This is a genomic window from Actinokineospora terrae (assembly GCF_900111175.1).
Classification (GTDB): domain Bacteria; phylum Actinomycetota; class Actinomycetes; order Mycobacteriales; family Pseudonocardiaceae; genus Actinokineospora; species Actinokineospora terrae.
Genome location: NZ_FOGI01000005.1, coordinates 214,439 through 231,377, shown reverse-complemented (window position 1 = coordinate 231,377; position 16,939 = coordinate 214,439). Strand labels below are relative to the sequence as shown.

Sequence of the window (16,939 nt, the reverse complement as noted above, 5' to 3'; positions counted from 1 at the left end):
GCACGACCTGTTCCCAGTAGACACTGGGCCCGCGGCGAAACCCAGCCCCGGAGCCGCATTGTGATCCACGCTGGTCCAGACCAGGCACGCACAACCACCCGACTTGTCCACAGGTCACCGCAGCCCCTGTACCCGGGCGCCGCCCGGTGGCAGGGTGGCGATCGTGACAAAGGCATTCGCATCCAGCGCCGACCTCGAGCGCAAAGTCGAGACCTTCACCGAGCTGGCGGACGGCGTCTACGCGCTGACCGCGGAGGGCGACCCGAACGTCGGCGCCATCGAGGGCGAGGACTTCCTGGTCTGCTTCGAGGCGAGGGCCACCCCGGTCGCCGCGCGCCGCTGGCTCGACCAGCTGCGGGAGCGCACCGGCAAGCCCGTGCGCTACCTGGTGCTCAGCCACTACCACGCGGTCCGGGTGCTCGGCGCGAGCGCGTTCGACGCCCAGGAGATCGTCACCCACGAGACCACCAGGACGCTGATCGCCGAGCGCGGCGAGGCGGACTGGGCCAGCGAGTTCGGCCGGATGCCGCGGCTGTTCGAGGAGCCCGACAGCGTTCCCGGCCTGACCTGGCCGACGCTGACCTTCACCGACCGGCTGGTCATCCCGCTCGGCGGCGACCGGGGCGACCTGGTGCTCGCCTACTGCGGCCGTGGGCACACCGCGGGCGACATCGTCGCCTGGCTGCCCAAGCACAAGATCCTCTTCGCCGGTGACCTGGTCGAGGCCAGGGCCGCGCTCTACACCGGCGACGCCTTCCACGACGACTGGGCGACCTCCACTTTGGACACCGTGGCGAGCTTCGACGCCGAGGTGCTCGTCGGCGGCCGGGGCGCGGTCGCGCGGGGTAAGGACGAGGTGGCCGCGGCCATCGCGCAGAGCCGCCACTTCCTCGACGAGCTGCGCCGCCTGGTCGGCGAGGTGCACGGCAGGGGCGGCACGGTGGCCGAGGCGTTCCGCGCCACGCACGCCGCGCTGGAGCCGGAGTACGGCCGGTGGCCGATCTTCGAGCACTGCCTGCCCTTCGACGTGCAGCGGTACTGGGACGAGCTCGACGGCACCGACTGGCCGGTCATCTGGACCGCCGAGCGCGACCGCGAGGTCTGGGCCGCGCTCCAGGAGGACGGCGACGACAAGGACGGACAGCAGGAGGCCGGGCGGTGACCGAGCCGGTCCTGGTGGTGGGGGCGGGCCCGGTCGGCATGACCGGGGCCCTGGTGCTGGCCAGGCACGGGGTGCCGAGCGTGGTGGTCGACGCCCTGCCCGGGCGGCTGCTGGAGGGCAGCCGCGCTATCTGCGTGCAGCGCGACGTGCTCGACGTGCTGGAGCGGGTCGGCGCAGGCCACGACGTCGTCGGCCTGGGCGTCACCTGGTACTCGGGGCGGATCTTCTACCGGGACCACGAGGTGTTCTCGATGGAGCTGCCCGAGCCCGCGCCGGGGCACTTCCCGCCGTTCGTGAACACACCGCAGAACAGCATCGAGCACGTGCTGGAGCGGCGCGTGCTGGCCGAGCCGCTGATCGACCTGCGGTACAGCACCAGGGCCGTCGCCATCAGCCAGGACGACCACGGCGTGACCCTGCAAGTGGAGGGTCCAGACGGTGAGTACGAACTGCGCGGCACGCACTGCATCGCCGCGGACGGCAACCGGTCCACGATCCGCAAGCTGCTCGGCATCCCGTTCGAGGGGCACTCGTTCGGCGACAAGTTCCTGATCACCGACATCCGGGCCGAGTTCGACTTCCCGGTGCCCGAGCGCCGGTTCTACTTCGACCCGGAGTGGAACCCCGGCCGCCAGGCCCTGCTGCACCCGCAGCCGGACTCGGTGTGGCGCATCGACTGGCAGGTGCCCGACGAGTACGACCTGGCCGCCGAGCAGGGCAACGGCGACCTCGACAAGCGCATCCGCACCGTCATCGGCGACATCGACTACGAGCTGGTCTGGGCCTCGCTCTACCGCTTCCACCAGCGCCGGGTGCCGCGGATGCGGCTCGGCCGGGTCCTGCTGGCAGGCGACTCGGCGCACATCATGAGCCCGTTCGGCGCGCGCGGCATGAACTCCGGCCTGGCCGACGTGGAGAACGCCGCCTGGAAGATCGCCGCCACCCGGCGCGGCTGGGGCGGCCCGACCCTGCTCGACAGCTACGACCTCGAGCGCGGCCCGGCCACCGAGGAGAACCTGCGGGTCACCAGCACCACCATGCGCTTCCTGTGCCCCGCCGACGAGGACGAGTGGACCCGCCGCCGCGACATCCTGGAACGCAGCATCACCGACCCGGCCGCCCGCGCTCAGATCGACTCCGGCAAGTTGTCCGAGCCGTTCTGGTACCTGGAGTCGCCGCTGACGACCCGGGCATCGGAGGAGGAGATCGCTCGGTTCCCGCGGGAGGCTGGGGTTGTGCGGCCGCCGTTGCCCGGGGTGCTGTGCCCGGACTTTCCGTTTCCGGATGGGAGTCGGTTGCGGGATCACCTGGGGGTGCGGTTCACGGTGTTGGTGGCGGAGGAGGTGGAACCGGCGGAGGTGTTGGATCCTGCGGATCCGGCTTATGGGGTGGAGGTTGTTGTCTTACCCGTCGGCCAGACTGCGCTGGAGATTCCGGCGGGTGGGGCGGTGGTGGTGCGGCCGGATGGGTTCATTGCGGCGGTGCTGACTGACGAGTCACCGCACGACGCCATCCGACGAGCGGCTGGGTGGGTGGTCGAGAAGGTGTGAGGGGGCTGCTCGGCTGCGCCATCGCGGGGGTCGGCTCGCCTTCGGCATTGCGAGGGGGCGCGAGTTTTGAGCTGTGCTCGATGGGGCGAACTTGTTTGCGCGGGGCCCCTGCGACCTCCTGGGAAGAGCACAAAGGCGGGGCCTGAAGAGACGGCCCTCCCCCGCGCAGCGAGCTTACGGACGCCGCCACCCCACACAAAACAAGTCCACCCCATCGAGCCGGCCTGGCACCAGCGGATCCGAGGAGCGGTTTCGGGCCAACGTCGTAGAGGGGCGCTTGTCGGCCAACGTTGCATAGGGGCACGTTGAGGCCAACGACCGAGAGGGGCACGTGGGGACCAACGACTGAGAGGGGCGCGCTAGGGCCAACGTGTAGAGGGGCGCGTGGGGCCAACGATCATGAGGACGGGCTTGGGCAAACGACCTTGGCGGGCGCGTGGGGCCAACGGTGTCGGCTCAAGGCGCAAGAGGGAAAGGGTGCGCGGTCGACTGATCGCGGTTAGGGGGATGGGCGTAGGGCGGCGGGGGCTGTGGGGGGAACTGCGGGGTGGGTGGGGGCGGTTGGGGGGATGGGGCGGTAAGGAGTGCCTTGGGGTGGGCGCGGGTCTGCGGTGCCGTTGTTGGGCCAGAGGGAGAAGGCGCGTTCTGCCTGGGCGGTGATGGTGAGGGAGGGGTTCACGCCGAGGTTGGCGGTGATGGCGGAGCCGTCGACCACGGAGAGGCCGGGGTAGTTGTGGACTCGGTGGTAGGGGTCGAGGACGCCGTCCTCGGGGGTGGTGCCGATGGGGCAGCCGCCGATGAAGTGGGCGGTGAGGGGGATGTTGGCCAGGTCGCCCCAGGTGCCGCCGGGCATGCCGCCGATGTGCTTGGCGGTGAGCTGGTTGGCCTCGTAGCCAGCGGGGATGAACGACGGGTTGGGTTCGCCGTGGCCCTGGCGGGAGGTGTACTTGCGGCGGCCGAACAGGCCGGGGCGGGTGTAGGTGGTGATGGAGTTGTCGAGGCTCTGCATCACCAGCAGGATCACCGTCCGCTCGCTCCACCGGTAGCCCTGCAGCAGCCGCGCGGTCTGGATCGGGTGGCGCAGTGCGAAGCGGAGGGCTTGGCGGTAGCGCGGCACCGGCAGCGAACCGTCGGTCGCCAGGGTTTGCAGCAGGCTCATGGCGTTGCTGCCCTTGCCGTAGCGCACCGGCTCGATGTGGGTGTTCTCGTCGGGGTGGAACGACGACGTGATCGCGACGCCCCGGCTGTAGTCGTGCCGCGGGTCCACTGTGGTGCGTCCGGCGCCGACGATCGACTCCGAGTTCGTCCGCGTCAGCTCACCCAGCCGAGGCGAGAGTCGCGGTAGGGCACCGGAATCGCGCATCGAGTGCAAGAGGTTCTGCGTGCCCCAAGTGCCCGCGGCCAGCACAACCTGCCCGGCTGTGATCGTCGTGCGGAACTCCCGTGACCGCCGCCCGGTCTTGCGCAGCTCCAACTCGAATCCCCCGTCCCGGCCGGGACGGACAGCGGTAACCGTCGTCAGGGGAATGACCTGCGCGCCGTTCTTCTCCGCCAGGTACAGGTAGTTCTTCACCAGCGTGTTCTTAGCCCCGACCCGGCAGCCGGTCATGCACGAGCCGCACTCGGTGCATCCCACGCGCGTGGGGCCTTCACCGCCGAAGAACGGGTCCTCAACGGTCTTACCCGGAGAACCGAAGTACACCCCCACCGGCGTCGGGTGATAGCTGTCGGCGACCCCCATGTCGGCGGCCACCTTCTGCATCACCTCGTCCGATGGCGTCACGGTGGGGTTCGTGACTACACCCAACATGCGCGTCGCCTGGTCGTAGTGCGGCGCGAGTTCCGCTTCCCAGTCGGTGATGTGCGCCCACTGCCGGTCTTGGTAGAACGGCTTCAACGGCCGGTACAGGGTGTTCGCGTAGACCAAGGACCCGCCGCCGACGCCCGCGCCCGCTAGCACCAGGACGTCCTTGAGCAGGTGGATGCGTTGGATGCCGTAGCACCCCAACTGCGGCGCCCACAGGTAGTTGCGCACGTCCCACGACGTCTTGGCGAACTCGTCGTCGGCGAAGCGGCGGCCTGCCTCGACCACCGCGACCCGGTAGCCCTTCTCGGTCAGCCGGAGCGCGGCGACGCTGCCGCCGAAGCCCGAACCCACCACCACGACGTCGTAGTCCGGCAAGTTACCGGCGAGTTGCGCGCCCATGGCGCCAGGCTAGGCCCAGTCCCGGGCGCCCGGCTAGAGCCAGGCCCAAGTTTTCTGTGACCGCCGGTAACACACCTCGTCAGGCGACGTCGGTCCGCAGGACGCCGTAGAGCACCATGTCCCTGCGTTCGCCGCCGCGCAGCTGCGCACCGCGCGCGACGCCCTCGCGCAGCAGCCCGGCCCCGGCCAGCGCCCGCTGGGCAGGCACGTTCGACGCGTCGGTCGAGGCCTCCAGCCGGTCCAGGTCGGTCGTCGCGAACAGGTGCCCGACCAGCAGCCGCAGCGCCGCGACGCCCGCGCCCCGGCCCCGCGCCGAGGGCAGCAGCCCGATCCCCATGTTCCACGCCGAGCACGCGCGCGTCGGCCCGTACGACACCAGGTGCCAGCTCACGTCGCCGAGCAGCTCGCCGGTGGCCAGGTCGATGACCACCGCGCGGTCCAGGTCGATCGGCCGCGACGTCGGCCGCGGGTCCTGGTCGACGTCGAACGCGCCATCGGACTCCGCCCTCAGCCGCTCCACCTCGCCCTCGGCGGGCTCGGCCAACCCGAACCCGCCGCCCGAGGCCAGCAGCCGCCTCATGCCCGGACCGTCAAGCCGACCTTCTGGAACTCCTTGAGGTCGGAGTACCCGGTCTTCGCCATCGACCTGCGCAGCGCGCCGAACAGGTTGACCAGGCCGTCGGCGTCGGTGGACGGGCCGAACAGCAGGGTCTTGAGGTCCACCTCGACGTCCTCGGCGACCGGCAGCACCCGGCTGCGCGGCAGCGACGGGTGCGCGGCGGCGGAGGTCCAGTAGAGCCCCTGCCCCGGCGCCTCGGCGGCCAGCGCGAGCGGCGCGCCGAGCATGACCGCGTCCGCGCCGCAGGCGATGGACTTGGCGATGTCACCGCTCGCGTGCACGTCACCATCAGCGATGACGTGCACGTACCGGCCGCCGGTCTCGTCCAGGTAGTCCCGCCGGGCGGCGGCAGCGTCAACGATCGCCGTCGCCATCGGGGTCCCGATCCCGAGCGCGCTGTCGGTGGTGGTGATGCCTTCGCAGTGCCCGTAGCCCACGATCACGCCCGCGGCGCCGGTGCGCATGAGGTGCATCGCGGTGCGGTAGTCGTGCACACCGCCCGCGATGACCGGCACGTCCAGGTCGGCGATGAAGCGCTTGAGGTTCAGCGGCTCGCCGTCGTCGTCGGAGTCGCGGGCCACGTGCTCGGCGGAGACGATCGTGCCCTGCACGACCAGGATCTCCACGCCGGCGGCCAGCAGGTGCGGGGTCAGCTCGGCGGCGCGCTGCGGGCTGACCCGCGCCGCGACCGTCACCCCGGACTCGCGGACCGGCCGGATCGCCTCGGCGATCAGCTCGACCTGGATCGGCGCCGCGTGCAGCCGCTGCAGCTCGGCCACCAGCAGACCGGGGTCATCGCCCTTCTCGGCCGCGCTGACCAGCGCGAACAGCTTGTCCGCGACGTCGGCGTGGCGCGCCCACAGGCCCTCGGCGTTGATCACACCGAGCCCGCCGAGCTCGCCGACCGCCACCGCGGTGGCAGGCGAGACGATCGCGTCGGTCGGGTGGGTGATCAGCGGGATGTCGAACCGGTAGGCATCGATCTGCCAGGTGGTGGCGACGTCCTTGGACGAGCGGGTGCGCCGCGACGGCACGATCTCCACCTCGTCGAGCCCGAAGGCGCGCCGGGCGGTCCGGCCCATGCCGATGTCGACAAGATCCCGCACGGGGGTGTCCTTTCCGAGCGCTGAACCGGGTTCAGCGGGTGGTGTAGTTGGGCGCCTCGACGGTCATCGTGATGTCGTGCGGGTGGCTCTCCTTGAGCCCGGCCGCCGTGATCCTGATGAGCTGCGCCTGCTGGAGTTCGGCGATGGTGCGCGAGCCGGTGAAGCCCATGCCCGCGCGCAGGCCGCCGACGAGCTGGAAGACGACCTGCGACAGCGGGCCCCGGTAGGGCACCCGGCCCTCGATGCCCTCGGGCACCAGCTTGTCGTCGGAGAGCACGTCGTCCTGGGCGTAGCGGTCCTTCGAGTACGACTTGGCCTCGCCGCGCGAGCGCATCGCGCCGAGCGAGCCCATGCCGCGGTAGCTCTTGAACTGCTTGCCGTTGACCAGGATCAGCTCGCCCGGGGCCTCGGCGGTGCCCGCGAGCAGGCTGCCGAGCATGACGGCGCCGGCCCCGGCCGCGATGGCCTTGGCGATGTCGCCGGAGTACTGGATGCCGCCGTCGCCGATCACCGGCACGCCCGCGGCGGCGGCGGCGAGGGAGGCCTCGTAGATCGCGGTGATCTGCGGCACGCCGACGCCCGCGACCACCCGGGTGGTGCAGATGGAGCCGGGGCCGACGCCGACCTTGACCCCGTCGGCGCCCGCGTCGACCATCGCCTGCGCCCCCGCGCGGGTGGCCACGTTGCCGCCGACGACGTCGACCGCGTCGCCGAGTTCCTTCTTGAGCCGGGTGACGATGTCGATGACGGCCCGGCCGTGGCCGTGCGCAGTGTCGACCATCAGCACGTCCACCCCGGCCTCGAACAGGGTCATCGCGCGCTTGTAGCCGTCGTCGCCGACGCCGACCGCCGCGCCGCAGATGAGCCGACCGTCCGGGTCCTTGGTGGCGTTGGGGTACTGCTCGGTCTTGACGAAGTCCTTGACCGTGATCAGGCCGCGCAGCTTGCCGTCGCCGTCGATGATCGGCAGCTTCTCCACCTTGTGGCGGCGCAGCAGCCCGAGCGCGGCGTCGGCCGAGACGCCGACCTGGGCGGTGACCAGCGGTCCCTTGGTCATGACCTCGCTGACCAGCCGGGTGTGGTCGACCTCGAAGCGCATGTCCCGGTTGGTGATGATCCCCACCAGGGTGCCCTCGGCGTCGGTGACCGGCAGCCCCGAGATGCGGTAGCGCGCGCACATGGCGTCGACCTCGGCGAGGGTGTCGCCGGGCGAGCAGGTGACCGGGTCGGTGACCATCCCCGCCTCGGAGCGCTTCACCGTCTCGGCCTGCCGCGCCTGCTCCTCGATGGACAGGTTGCGCTGCAGGATGCCGATCCCGCCCTGGCGGGCCATCGCGATGGCCATCCTGGCCTCGGTGACGGTGTCCATGGCGGCCGACGCGAGCGGGATGCGCAGCGTGACGTTGCGCGAGATCCGGGTCGAGGTGTCGACAGTGCTCGGGATCACATCCGACTGGGCGGGCTGGAGCAGAACGTCGTCGAAGGTGAGGCCGAGGGTGGCGAACTTGGGCGGGACCCCGTCAGCGTTGAGCTCGCTGGTCATGGTGGGTGGCGGACCTTCCTGCACGGCTGGCGGTCCCGGTGGCCGAGCCGGGGGTTTCGGGGGTGGCCTGCTGCCGCGCCGTGAGCCCACGTGGTGCGCAGGTGGCCCGGTTCCCCCATGGTATCCGGGCACCCCGCTGGCCCCGCCCGGTACCGTGCGTGGTCGTGCCGCATGACGCGATTCCGCCCAGCCCGTCCGCCGGTGGACCGTGGGACGACAGGTCGACCGGGGGCCACCGCGGCGCGCTGCCGCCCGACCCGTTCGCCGGTGACCCGGACGACCCGGCCAAGGCGCTCGACGACGATGGCGACGACGAGACCACCCCGCCGATGAGCGAGCAGGAGCGCGAGGAGCTGCTCGCCGACCTGTCCGACCTGGCGGTGTACCAGGCGCTGCTGGAGCCGCGCGGGGTGCGCGGCATCGTGGTCGACTGCGGCGAGTGCCAGGAGCCGCACTACCACGACTGGGCGCTGCTGGCGGCGAGCCTGGAACAGCTGCTCAACGACGGCAAGATGCGCCCGCACGAGCCCGCGTTCGACCCGGACCCGGCCAGTTACGTCAGCTGGGAGTACTGCCGCGGCTACGCCGATGGCGTCACCGCGAGCGAGAACGCCCTCTAGCCGCTAGACCACCGAGACAGCCCCTAGGATCCCCGAGACACCGAGAAGGCCCCGTAGGAACGTCCTACGGGGCCTTTTCGGGGCTACTGGGGTGTCTTTCCGGGCTGTTGGAGCGTCAGGGCGCCGAGTCGACCGCGACCGGGGCGGAGAGCGGACCGGACTGGGTACCCGTGCCGGACTGCGGCGGTCCCGCAGGCGGGTCGATCAGCCTGGGCGCGCCGGTCTCCGGCGCGGTGGTCTCCGACGTCGGCTGCGAGGTGGACGACGGCGTCGGCGGTTCGGTGGTGGTCACCGGGGGCGAGCTCGGCGCGGTCGTCACCGGCGGCACCGGGACGACCGTGGTCGTGGTGCTCGGCACGGTCGTGGTCACCGGCGGCAGCATCGTCGGGGTGGCCGACGGCGGCGGCTGGACGCCGTTGGCGGGGATGCCGGGCAGCTGGGAGAGCAGGTCGGCGTGGGTGGCGGCCAGTTCGGCGGCACCGTCCTCGCTGGCGACCGACGGCAGCCCCTTCTTGGCGTCCTCCAGCTTGGACTTCGCCTCGGCGACCTTGCCCTCGGCGAGGGCGGTCTGGGCGATGTCGAGGTCTTGGCGCACCGACGCGGCCGCCTCGACGGAGCGGGCGTGGTCGGCGTAGAGGACCTTGGTGAGGCTCCACAGGGTGTCGCCCGGCTGGGCGTCGCGGGCGGCGAGACCGGCGCCGGTGAAGGCGATGGCCAGCACCGCGGCGGCGGCGGCGAACGGCACCAGGAGCCTGGGTCTGCGCCGCCTGCGGGCCTTCGCGGCGACCACGGTCGCCACCGCGAGCTTGGTGTCGACCAGCTCGCCGATCGGGGCCGAGTCGACCTCGTCGCGCCAGGAGCTGAGCAGCGCGGCCAGTTCGTCGTCGCGGAAGTCGGCAGGCAGGTCGGTGTCGAACACCGAGGGGTCCAGCGGGTCGACGTCGAGCCGCTCACCGCGCACGGCGGCGCCGAGCGCGTCGAGGAACGCGTCGTCGGCGTGCACCCGGGAGAGGTCGACGGCGTCGTCGGCCAGGTCGGCGTACTCGGCCCGGTCGAGGTCCAGGTCGTCGAGCCTGCCGACGAAGGAACCCAGCCGCAGGTCGGAATCGAACGAGACCGGGGTCACATTCGTGTGGTCACCCCGGGCGGCGGACGACTGGTCGTCCACGCCGCGCTCGTCGCGATCGCTCTGGTCGGGCACTTCAGGCCACCTCCTCCGCCGACAAAGTCTTGCGCAACCTGGCAAGTGCCCGGTGTTGGGCCACCCGAACCGCACCGGGCGTGGATCCCACCGCCTCGGCTGTCTCCTCCGCCGAGAGCCCCACCACGACCCGCAGCACGACGATCTCGCGTTGCTTGTCCGGTAGGACCGCCAGCAGTTCGCTCATCCGGCGCGACAGCTCCCCCTGCATCAGCCGCTGCTCCGGCCCTGCCTCGGTCTCCGGTTCGTCAGGTACGTCGGCGACCGGCTCTGATCGGTTACGCGCTGCCGCGCGGTGCGCGTCGGCGACCTTGTGCGCGGCGATGCCGTAGACGAAGGCCAGGAACGGGCGGCCTTGGTCGCGGTAGCCGGGCAGGGCCGTCAACACCGCGAGACACACCTCCTGCGCCACGTCGTCCGCCGAGGCGAACGAGCGTTCCTGCCTGCCGACACGGGCGCGGCAATACCGCACCACCAGGGGCCGAACGGACGCCAGCACCCGCTCCACCGCGCGAGGATCACCCTCGACGGCAGCGCTCACCGACGCGTCCAGTCCGTCCCCCAATGTGGTCATCGCAGAATGCAGCCCTGGTGTTACGAGTGCGGTCATCTGAAGGACACCGAATCGCAGCCGTTGCCCGACACGGGGTCCACCGTACCGCCCTGACCGGTGGGCCCACTGCCGCGGCGGCGGCCGGTGGGGTCGGCGGGACGTGCGGTGGCACGCGACACAGTAGCCGCTCGTGCAAGTGCAGCCGACTGTGCAAGTGCTCACCGGTCGGCTGAGTGAGCACACACGAACAGCCGTGCGGGCCCGGTGCGCTTCGGGCACGCACGGCTGTTCGCCGACGCTGGTGCGGTTAGGAGACCAGGCCGCGCCGGAACCCATGGGCCACCGCCTGAGCACGGTCACGCACGCCGAGCTTGCGGAACAGCCGCCGCGCGTGGGTCTTCACGGTGTCTTCGGACAGGTACAGCTCGCGGCCGATCTGTCCGTTGCTCTTGCCCTGGCTCATGCCGCGCAGCACCTGCAGCTCGCGGTCGGTGAGCTGCACGCCCGGGTCGGACGGCTGGCGCGGTGCCGGTACCGAGGTGCTCGCCAGCGTGTGGGCGAGCGCGGCCACCAGTTCGGGGCGCGAGGCGTCCCAACGGAGGTAACCGCGCGCGCCACCGGCGATGGCGGCGGCGATGCTGCCCGCGTCATCCGGCGCGCCGAACACGATGACGTTCGCCTGGGGGTTGGCCGAGACCAACCGCCGCGTGGCCTCCACGCCGGTGGGCACCGCGCGCTGGGTGCCGACGAGGACGACGTCCACGGGCTGCCGGGAGAAGCGGGCGAGCAGCTCGTCACCGTGCGCTACGCAGTCGATGCGACTGACCCCTGGCACAGCAGACATGACACGGGTCAAGCCCTCCCGAACGCTGCGGCGGTCGTCGCAGATCAAGACCGTCGTCACGGGGACTCCTTCCTGCAGCCGAGTGACGTTCCATAACCCCTATCGGACGCCGGCGCCCGAACCTTGACACGATTCGGTGGTAAATCTGTCAACCAATCCACCGGAAGACCGGACTGCCGATGTCACCTGTTCGGACCAAGGTCAAAACCCGAGGTCGGGACCCATGGCGAGGCCGCGGCCAACGCGCGGCCGACCGGGTCGGCGTGTCGTAACACACAGTCAAGGTCGATGCCCGCCGCCGATCGGTGTCGCGAAGCCCGTTCGGGTTCCAGGTCGGCGAGCACGATGCGGCTGGGCCAACGCAGCGGGACCAACCCGTGGGTGATCGACACCTCCAGGCAGCCGGTGATCGCCCGCACCGCCTCCCCGCGATCACCGACCCCGGCCAGGACCACCCCGAGCACGAGGTCCGACTTGGCCCGCAGGCGGACCGCGGGTGATCTCCGCGCGGCGGCCCAGGCGACCCGTGCGGGGGCCTCGGCGGCGGCCGGGTGCCCCGCGGCCAACTCGACCTCCGCGGCCACCCAGCCGCGTTTGATCGCGGCCCGCCACCCGCCATCGCCCGAGGCGGACTCGATTCCGAGCAGCGCCCGCGCCTCGCCGAGCCTGCCGAGCCCGATCGCGTCGGCGGCGAGGCCGAGCAGGGCGTCGGAACGGGCGGCCGCCGCGTCGGTGCCGTCCGCCGCCGCGGCTTCCCGCTGATCTTGTGGTGATCGTTTCCCGGTGATCGACCCCGCCTCGGTGAGGCGACGCAAACCGAGCGCGTCGAGCTCCCTGGCGGCGGCGTGGCCACCGAGCTGCCTGCGGTGCGCGGCGAGGGTCGTGGCGGCCAGCGCGGCCAGGACCGGGTCGGTCCCGGAGATCACCGGCCAGAGCAGCGCGGCGGCCGCGGCGTAGCGGCCCTGACCACCGAGAGTGACTGCTGCCAACCACCCGGCGCGACCGGAAACACCCACTCTCGGTGGGTGTTCGCCCGGTTCCGAACCGAAGGCGGCCGCCCAGGCGGGCTCACGATCGTGGTCACTCACCCGGCTGATCCTGCTGCACCCGTCCGGCCCGCGGCGAGACGGCGCGGCGCGGTGCGGCCGTCCGGACCAGCGCCGCCGCGGGCGGATCGGCGCGGGCGGCCGTCGGGGCGGCGCGGTTCGAGGGGATCCTTCTCGCTCGCGAGCGGCGTCGTCGTTACACCGCTGTCACCAAGCGGGCGGCTCGCGGGCGGCAACCGACCACGCTCGGTGGAACAGCGGGCGTCGTCAGCGGAGAAGTCGGCCACCACCGGCCCATCGTCGGGTGACACGGGAGGTCCGGCAACCGGACGAGTTGACCACGCTGCGTCGACTGGGTGAATCCGATCGGCTGAATCGCGTATCCGATGAGTCGATCACCCTTGAACAAACCGACAACGCGCTTCTAACGTCTAAGCCGCTGCACCAAATGGAGTAGTGACTCCGCAAGTCCACTCGTCAGGAGGCGGCCACCATGGCGGACACGCGCAGGCTCCCCGGTCCGAACGCCGACGTGTGGGATTGGCAGCTCGACGGTTCCTGCCGGGGCATGGACAGCGCGTTCTTCTTCCACCCCGACGGCGAGCGCGGTCCGGCGCGGGCCCGGCGGGAGGCCAAGGCGAAGGCCATCTGCCAGGCGTGCCCGGTGCTGTCGCTGTGCCGCAGCCACGCGCTCGCGGTGCACGAGCCGTACGGGATCTGGGGCGGGCTCTCGGAGTCCGAGCGCGAGGCGATCATCAAGACGGAGAAGCGCACGCTGGCCGTGGCCAAGTAGCGCGGGAAAGCCGAAGGACCCGGTCGACAAGCCGACCGGGTCCTTCGCGTTTCACACCCCCGCGGATCAGTGCCCGTGGCCGTGACCGTGCCCGTGGCCACCGGCGGCGGGCTCGTCGTCCTTCTTCTCCACGACCGCGCTCTCGGTGGTGAGCACCATGCGCGCGATGGACGCGGCGTTGGCGACCGCGGAGCGGGTGACCTTCACCGGGTCGACGACGCCGTCGGCGAGCAGGTCGCCGTAGACCAGCTTGGCGGCGTTGAAGCCCTGGCCCCAGGGCAGCTCGCGGACCTTGTTCACCACGACCGCGCCCTCCTGGCCGCCGTTCGCGGCGATCCAGAACAGCGGCGCGCTGAGCGCCTCGCGGACGATCGCGACACCGGTCGCCTCGTCGCCGGTGAGGCCGAGGTTGCCCTCGAGCTCCGTGGCGACCTGCACCAGCGCGGAACCGCCACCGGGGACGATGCCCTCCTCGACCGCGGCCTTGGTCGCGGCGACCGCGTCCTCGATGCGGTGCTTGCGCTCGGAGAGCTCGGTCTCGGTCGCGGCGCCGACCTTGATGACCGCGACGCCACCGGAGAGCTTGGCCAGCCGCTCCTGCAGCTTCTCGCGGTCCCAGTCGGAGTCGGACGCCTCGATCTCCTTGCGCAGCTGCTCGGCGCGCCCGGCGACGGCGGACTTCTCGCCACCGCCGTCGATCAGCGTGGTGTCGTCCTTGGTGATCACGACGCGGCGGGCGGTGCCCAGCTGCTCCAGGGTCGCCTCGGACAGCTTGACGCCGATCTCCGCGGAGATCACCTCGCCGCCGGTGACGACCGCGAGGTCGTCGAGGAACGCCTTGCGGCGGTCACCGAAGAACGGCGCCTTCACCGCGACGGCCTTGATCGTCTTGCGCAGGGCGTTGACCACCAGGGTGGACAGCGCCTCGCCGTCGACGTCCTCGGCCACGATCAGGACGGAGCGTCCGCTCTGCGCGACCTTCTCCAGCAGCGGCAGCAGGTCGGCGAGCGCGGAGATCTTCTCGCGGTGCAGCAGGACGTAGGTGTCCTCCAGCACGGCCTCCTGCGCCTCCAGGTCGGTGGCGAAGTGGGCCGAGACGTAGCCCTTGTCGAACTGGACGCCCTCGGTGATGACGAGCTCGGTGGCCAGCGTGGAGGACTCCTCCACGGTGATCACACCGTCCTCGCCGACCTTCTCGATGGCCTCGCCGAGCAGCGCGCCGATCGAGGCGTCGCGGGAGGCGACGGTGCCGACCTGGGCGATGTTGTCGCGGCCCTTGACCGGGGTGGCCTTGGCCTTGAGCGACTCGACCACGGCGTCGGCGGCGGCCTGGATGCCCTTGCCGATCGCGGTCGGGTTGGCGCCCGCGGCGACGTTGCGCAGGCCGACCCGGACCAGGGCCTGGGCCAGCACGGTCGCGGTGGTGGTGCCGTCACCGGCGACGTCGTTGGTCTTGGTGGCGACGTTCTTGGCGAGCTGGGCGCCGAGGTTCTCGAAGGGGTCCTCGAGGTCGATCTCGCGGGCGATGGTCACACCGTCGTTGGTGACCGTCGGTCCGCCGAACTTCTTGGCGAGCACGACGTGACGCCCGCGCGGGCCAAGGGTGACCTTGACCGCGTCGGCGAGCTTGTTCACGCCACGCTCGAGTGCCCGACGAGCGTCCTCGTCGAAGGCGATCTGCTTGGGCATTGCCTACCTCTCGTTGATGGCGGCGCTGGAGACGCCGAACGCCCCGGTAACCCCGAACGGGGCCGCCGGGGCGCTGGTCAGCCGGGGTGTCAGTTGATGACAGCCAGCACGTCGCGGGCGGAGAGGATCAGGTACTCCTCGCCGTTGTACTTGACCTCGGTGCCGCCGTACTTGGAGTAGATGACGACGTCGCCGACAGCCACGTCCACCGGGACGCGGTTGCCCTTGTCGTCGATGCGGCCCGGGCCGACAGCCAGGACCTTGCCCTCCTGGGGCTTCTCCTTGGCGGTGTCCGGGATGACCAGGCCCGAGGCGGTAGTCGCCTCGGCCTCGCTCGCCTGGACGACGATCTTGTCCTCGAGCGGCTTGATGTTCACGCTCACCGCTGTGACCTCCACGGGTCGTCGAAAGCGTTGGCAGGTACAAGAGCGCGACTCCCCCTGGGTGCCGCGCCCACGGCTCCTGCCACCCCGCCGTCGCGGGTGCCGGGGCGGTACTGGCGCCGTGCATCTAGCACTCTACCCATGCGACTGCTAAGCCTGCAACGACCCCCACGTGTGACATGGGAACGTGGCCTGACCAGCCCGGATCGTGATAAGGCTCAGGGGTGATCAGACAGGCGACCTCGGCGGACTTCGAGCGGCTCCGGGAGATCGAGGTGCTGGCAGGTGCGGCGTTCCGCGAGGTCGAGATGCCGGAGATCGCCCAGGACGAGCCGCCGACGGTGGTGGAGTTGGCGGGGTTCGCCGACGCCGGGCGGGCCTGGGTCGGGGAGTACCGGGGGCAGGTTGTCGGATACCTGCTGGCCGAGATCGTGGGCGGGTGCGCGCACATCGCCCAGGTCAGCGTGGATCCGGTGGTGCGGGGACGCGGTCTGGGACGGGCGTTGGTGGACCACCTTGAATCCTGGGCCCGCCAACACAACCTCGAAGCGTTGACACTAACCACTTTCCGCGACGTGCCCTGGAACGCGCCCTACTACGAACGAATCGGTTTCCGCACGGTAGAGCCAACTCCAGCCCTTCAAGCTGTCGTCGACCACGAGGCCACCCTCGGCCTAGACCCAACCACCCGCGTCTGCATGCGTCGCGACCTCTAGGCGCCGATTTCTCTAAGCGCTCAGCGCTGTCAGTGCTGCTTCGCGGCCGAGGCGGACCGCGCGGCGGAGGAGAAGGGTGTCGCGGGTCAGGCGGGGGACCTCGGGGGCGGTGGCGGGTGGTCGGATCTGCAGGATCGACGGGTGGGTCGACAGCTCGGTGTCGTCGGTGAGTTGGCGGCTGTGGCGGGTGTGCCAACCGGAGACGGCCCCGGGGGCCACGCGGCGGAGGTAGCGGGAGACGACGGCGGTCTCGACGCGGGACGGCGGGGTCGCGGACCAGCCATCGGGGCGGGTGCGCAGGACCAGGACGTCGGTCGCGCCGTCCGCGATCGCGGTGCGGAACGGGATCGCCTCGGCGAGACCCGCGTCGATCCAGCGGCGGCCTGCCAGGGTGACCGGGCGGCCGGACAGCACCGGTAGGCCCGTCGACGCGCGTAACGCCAACTGGAGCGAGCGCTGGTCGGTCAGGTGCGGGTGCAGGTCGACGGCCTCACCGGTCGCGGTGTCGGTGGCCAGCGGGTGGAACGTGGTGGGGTTGGCCAGGATCGCCGCGAAGTCCATCGGGACCGCCTCGTAGACGACCTGCACCAGGTGCTCGGTGTCGACGACCCGCCGCAGCCGCCACGGGTTGGTGACGCGGCGCATGATCGCCGGGTCGGACCAGCCGATGGTGCCGATCTGCGCCTGCCCGCCGAGCAGCCACGCGCCGTTGAGCGCACCGGCCGACGCGCCGTAGACCGCGTCGAAGCAGTTGGCGAACCCCAGGTCGTCGAGGCCCGCGACCATCCCGCCGGAGTAGGCGCCCCGGCTGCCACCGCCCTCGACGGCGAGGGCGAGTTTGCGGCCGTCGGCGCGGCTGCCGGAGGCCATGCGGGAGCGCAGCAGCGAGATCACGGGGTGCACGCGGA

The 16,939-nt window shown here is 71.4% G+C and carries 16 protein-coding genes; 5 read left to right on the top strand and 11 right to left on the bottom strand.

Annotated features, from left to right (window positions below):
* Nucleotides 1–160: 160 nt before the first annotated feature.
* Together BMY07_RS12585 and BMY07_RS12580 are read left to right on the top strand one after the other, a co-directional pair.
* Nucleotides 161–1,162: an MBL fold metallo-hydrolase gene (locus tag BMY07_RS12585; protein WP_092778323.1), complete on the top strand. Its 1,002-nt coding sequence runs from the start codon at nucleotides 161–163 to the stop codon at nucleotides 1,160–1,162.
* Nucleotides 1,159–2,712 carry an FAD-dependent monooxygenase gene (locus BMY07_RS12580; RefSeq protein WP_092777793.1) on the top strand — a complete coding sequence of 518 codons (1,554 nt, stop codon included), beginning with the start codon at nucleotides 1,159–1,161 and terminating at the stop codon, nucleotides 2,710–2,712. The genes BMY07_RS12585 and BMY07_RS12580 overlap by 4 nt, the downstream gene beginning before the upstream one ends.
* A gap of 499 nt (nucleotides 2,713–3,211) precedes the next feature.
* Here the strand turns inward: BMY07_RS12580 and BMY07_RS12575 are convergent, their stop codons facing one another.
* The 4 genes from BMY07_RS12575 to guaB all read right to left on the bottom strand — a co-directional run bounded on the left by BMY07_RS12575 (nucleotide 3,212) and on the right by guaB (nucleotide 8,186).
* Entirely contained in the window at nucleotides 3,212–4,918 is a 1,707-nt protein-coding gene (locus tag BMY07_RS12575; protein ID WP_092777791.1) for a GMC family oxidoreductase, read from the bottom strand.
* 79 nt (nucleotides 4,919–4,997) lie between these two features.
* Nucleotides 4,998–5,498 (bottom strand): GNAT family N-acetyltransferase, encoded by a 501-nt coding sequence (locus BMY07_RS12570; RefSeq protein WP_092777789.1) that lies wholly within the window; start codon nucleotides 5,496–5,498, stop codon nucleotides 4,998–5,000.
* A complete protein-coding gene (locus tag BMY07_RS12565; RefSeq protein ID WP_092777787.1) occupies nucleotides 5,495–6,643 on the bottom strand; it encodes a GuaB3 family IMP dehydrogenase-related protein in 1,149 nt (382 codons plus the stop codon). The genes BMY07_RS12570 and BMY07_RS12565 overlap by 4 nt, the downstream gene beginning before the upstream one ends.
* A 31-nt stretch (nucleotides 6,644–6,674) precedes the next feature.
* Nucleotides 6,675–8,186 carry an IMP dehydrogenase gene (gene guaB, locus BMY07_RS12560; RefSeq protein ID WP_092777785.1) on the bottom strand — a complete coding sequence of 504 codons (1,512 nt, stop codon included), beginning with the start codon at nucleotides 8,184–8,186 and terminating at the stop codon, nucleotides 6,675–6,677.
* Nucleotides 8,187–8,431: 245 nt separating this feature from the next.
* On the opposite strand from guaB, the gene BMY07_RS12555 reads away from it, so the two are divergent.
* On the top strand, nucleotides 8,432–8,806 hold the full coding sequence (locus BMY07_RS12555) for a DUF5319 domain-containing protein (RefSeq protein ID WP_092778321.1): 375 nt from the start codon (nucleotides 8,432–8,434) through the stop codon (nucleotides 8,804–8,806).
* A gap of 115 nt (nucleotides 8,807–8,921) precedes the next feature.
* On the opposite strand, the gene BMY07_RS33640 is transcribed toward BMY07_RS12555, so the two are convergent.
* The 4 genes from BMY07_RS33640 to BMY07_RS12535 form a co-directional block, all read right to left on the bottom strand.
* Nucleotides 8,922–10,007, bottom strand: a complete 1,086-nt coding sequence (locus tag BMY07_RS33640) for an anti-sigma-D factor RsdA (RefSeq protein ID WP_245782343.1) — start codon at nucleotides 10,005–10,007, stop codon at nucleotides 8,922–8,924.
* A 1-nt stretch (nucleotide 10,008) separates the two neighbouring features.
* Nucleotides 10,009–10,581: a sigma-70 family RNA polymerase sigma factor gene (locus tag BMY07_RS12545; RefSeq protein ID WP_092777783.1), complete on the bottom strand. Its 573-nt coding sequence runs from the start codon at nucleotides 10,579–10,581 to the stop codon at nucleotides 10,009–10,011.
* Between the two features lie 286 nt (nucleotides 10,582–10,867).
* Nucleotides 10,868–11,464, bottom strand: a complete 597-nt coding sequence (locus tag BMY07_RS12540) for a response regulator transcription factor (protein ID WP_018682728.1) — start codon at nucleotides 11,462–11,464, stop codon at nucleotides 10,868–10,870.
* 122 nt (nucleotides 11,465–11,586) lie between these two features.
* Nucleotides 11,587–12,393, bottom strand: coding sequence for a hypothetical protein (locus BMY07_RS12535; RefSeq protein WP_245782342.1), 807 nt, complete (start codon nucleotides 12,391–12,393; stop codon nucleotides 11,587–11,589).
* Nucleotides 12,394–12,943: 550 nt separating this feature from the next.
* Between BMY07_RS12535 and BMY07_RS12530 the strand changes: the two genes are divergently transcribed.
* Nucleotides 12,944–13,243 carry a WhiB family transcriptional regulator gene (locus BMY07_RS12530; protein ID WP_092777779.1) on the top strand — a complete coding sequence of 100 codons (300 nt, stop codon included), beginning with the start codon at nucleotides 12,944–12,946 and terminating at the stop codon, nucleotides 13,241–13,243.
* Between the two features lie 66 nt (nucleotides 13,244–13,309).
* On the opposite strand, the gene groL is transcribed toward BMY07_RS12530, so the two are convergent.
* Together groL and groES are read right to left on the bottom strand one after the other, a co-directional pair.
* Nucleotides 13,310–14,932: a chaperonin GroEL gene (gene groL, locus BMY07_RS12525; protein WP_092777777.1), complete on the bottom strand. Its 1,623-nt coding sequence runs from the start codon at nucleotides 14,930–14,932 to the stop codon at nucleotides 13,310–13,312.
* A gap of 89 nt (nucleotides 14,933–15,021) precedes the next feature.
* On the bottom strand, nucleotides 15,022–15,315 hold the full coding sequence (groES, locus tag BMY07_RS12520; protein ID WP_026316263.1) for a co-chaperone GroES: 294 nt from the start codon (nucleotides 15,313–15,315) through the stop codon (nucleotides 15,022–15,024).
* 224 nt (nucleotides 15,316–15,539) lie between these two features.
* Here groES and BMY07_RS12515 point away from each other — a divergent pair, with 224 nt between their 5' ends.
* Nucleotides 15,540–16,031: a GNAT family N-acetyltransferase gene (locus BMY07_RS12515; RefSeq protein WP_245782341.1), complete on the top strand. Its 492-nt coding sequence runs from the start codon at nucleotides 15,540–15,542 to the stop codon at nucleotides 16,029–16,031.
* 12 nt (nucleotides 16,032–16,043) lie between these two features.
* Here BMY07_RS12515 and BMY07_RS12510 read toward each other — a convergent pair whose 3' ends face one another.
* A complete protein-coding gene (locus tag BMY07_RS12510; RefSeq protein WP_092777775.1) occupies nucleotides 16,044–16,934 on the bottom strand; it encodes a patatin-like phospholipase family protein in 891 nt (296 codons plus the stop codon).
* Between the last annotated feature and the right edge of the window lie 5 nt (nucleotides 16,935–16,939).

What these genes read in the sequence shown, in the direction of transcription:
- BMY07_RS12575 (WP_092777791.1), bottom strand. Translation starts at nt 4,918, where the DNA reads ATGGGCGCGCAACTCGCCGGTAACTTGCCGGACTACGACGTCGTGGTG.
- BMY07_RS12570 (WP_092777789.1), bottom strand. Translation starts at nt 5,498, where the DNA reads ATGAGGCGGCTGCTGGCCTCGGGCGGCGGGTTCGGGTTGGCCGAGCCC.
- guaB (WP_092777785.1), bottom strand. Translation starts at nt 8,186, where the DNA reads ATGACCAGCGAGCTCAACGCTGACGGGGTCCCGCCCAAGTTCGCCACC.
- BMY07_RS12545 (WP_092777783.1), bottom strand. Translation starts at nt 10,581, where the DNA reads ATGACCACATTGGGGGACGGACTGGACGCGTCGGTGAGCGCTGCCGTC.
- BMY07_RS12530 (WP_092777779.1), top strand. Translation starts at nt 12,944, where the DNA reads ATGGCGGACACGCGCAGGCTCCCCGGTCCGAACGCCGACGTGTGGGAT.
- groL (WP_092777777.1), bottom strand. Translation starts at nt 14,932, where the DNA reads ATGCCCAAGCAGATCGCCTTCGACGAGGACGCTCGTCGGGCACTCGAG.